Annotated in this window: 1 protein-coding gene; it reads right to left on the reverse strand. The window is 47.8% G+C overall.

Going from position 1 to position 1,840, the window contains the following annotated elements:
* Nucleotides 1-1,461: 1,461 nt before the first annotated feature.
* On the reverse strand, nt 1,462-1,840 hold a 379-nt coding region (locus tag GZ78_RS21465; RefSeq protein ID WP_034840776.1), incomplete at its 5' end, for a hypothetical protein.

Below are 1,840 nucleotides of genomic sequence, written 5' to 3' on the forward strand. Positions count from 1 at the left end.
ATCCCGGAATAGCCGCTGCCTTCGTTGTAGTCGGAAAGCACAGCCTGAATCATTTCCTGCTGCTGTGGAGCCGGTGGAAACACGCCGCAATCATGATCTCCCAGTTGATCCGTTTTGGTATTGATCACCAGTTGTTTAAACATGGGCATCTCTGAGAGGCAAATAACAGAGGTTGGAGAAGCATGACTGTGGAGTGTGCCCCAAGAACGACTTCTTAGTTTTAAGCAGGCCTGGTAGGATTTGTCGAGGCCGCGACATTTGGCTTGACTACGGTCGATCCTGCGATAAGCCTGACTATCAAAATGAAAGTAACGGCCATTGTTAAAGTGGGTATCAAGCAGAAACCTATTTCCAGCAGCAGTAATTACCTTTGTCTTTAAATCTATGTAGCTATCGCTTGAGTAAACAAAACTTGCAAAACATTTAAGGGAACCGTCTTCATTATTCACCCTCCACACATTTACATAAAATGCGCCATAGAAAGGCAATCTGGCAAAATACCGTGGCCCGAGGTGAGCAGAAAACAGCTCAACTTCAGGCTCCGAATCAATCAGCTCGGCCTCTGTACCAGCCCCAAGCAGAAGGAGTGCTGATAAAGCAAAAAGACGGCAAAAATACACAATAAAAGACCTCTGAACAGCAAGAGAGGCTGGAGTCAAGCAATAAGTACAACAGACTTTTGTAGTCTAGACCTTGAACGGTGTCAGGCCACCGAGAGTCTCTTCCAAAATGAAGTGAGCTCATTACTTTAGCACTGTCGTTCATGAGTAACTGCTCATGCATACGCACGCTCTTGAGCCCGGCCGGGGTTCAAAAGACGAGTGTTACCAATAGGTTGAGCAAACGCTCAGCCAGTGGTTTCAAAGCTCGATACACCAAGGCAGATATCAGGCTACTGGCATCTACTGACAGCTCACACAGGGACCTCACACAGAGACCTTAATAGTGTGCCGATCAAGAAAATCTGTGAACGAGCCTATCAGCAAGGTGATAAAGACGGCGTAAGCAAGTCTCGCTCGCGCCATTGTAACGATAATGCTTTGGTCGAAAGTAAGAATGGACCTGTCATCAGAAAGCAGCTGGAGCATGCCCATATACCTCAACACATGCAGAGAAATTTAATACCAATCGCACTTTCAAAATCCCCTAAATCCCCTAAATCCCCTAAATCCCCTAAATCCCCTAAATCCCCTATTGTGCAGCCATTTGAGTCCAACATTCTGCGTTGGGGATCGTCGCCATAGCTACGGCTATGACTCCTCACCCCGCCTTTATGCCCTGTGGGTATTGCCTATTGGACTCAAATGGCTTGCTCATAACGGGGTTTGAAAGTTTGATTGGTATAACCGGTTCGAAGATGAGTACCTACACCTTACCTGAATTATCATCGCCCCTGCTTGTATCGGGAAATCCGCATAGACAAGACAGGCGAGAAAAGAAGGTTAAGCAGTAATAATGGCTTCAGGCTTTTTCAACAACCCGCTTTGGTTTGATGAGTTTCAGGTAAATAACCACAATCGTTGTGGTCAGGGTGGCAATAATCACCCCAGTGGGCAGCACGACACCCAATATCGCCCCGAGGTCGCTTCCGGTTTCCGGGTCTTCGTCAGTCGTAATGACGGGTGGCATCATCGTGGGAGAAACAACTATAAAGCTTGAGGCCGGTACCGTCAGAAAGGTAAAGGAAGGGCTTGGTGAGGTGAGCCGATCGTCACCCATAGTCGCGGTTGCCTGTTCGGTTAAAGAAATTTCAGGCAGCCTCCCCAGAGAATAGAATTCAATGTCGTTCTGGTCGTTGCCTACCGCCAGCCAGGTGCCATTGGGGTGAAAGGCGAGAGAA

Origin of the sequence: Endozoicomonas numazuensis, assembly GCF_000722635.1 — a bacterium.
GTDB classification, from domain to species: Bacteria; Pseudomonadota; Gammaproteobacteria; order Pseudomonadales; family Endozoicomonadaceae; genus Endozoicomonas_A; species Endozoicomonas_A numazuensis.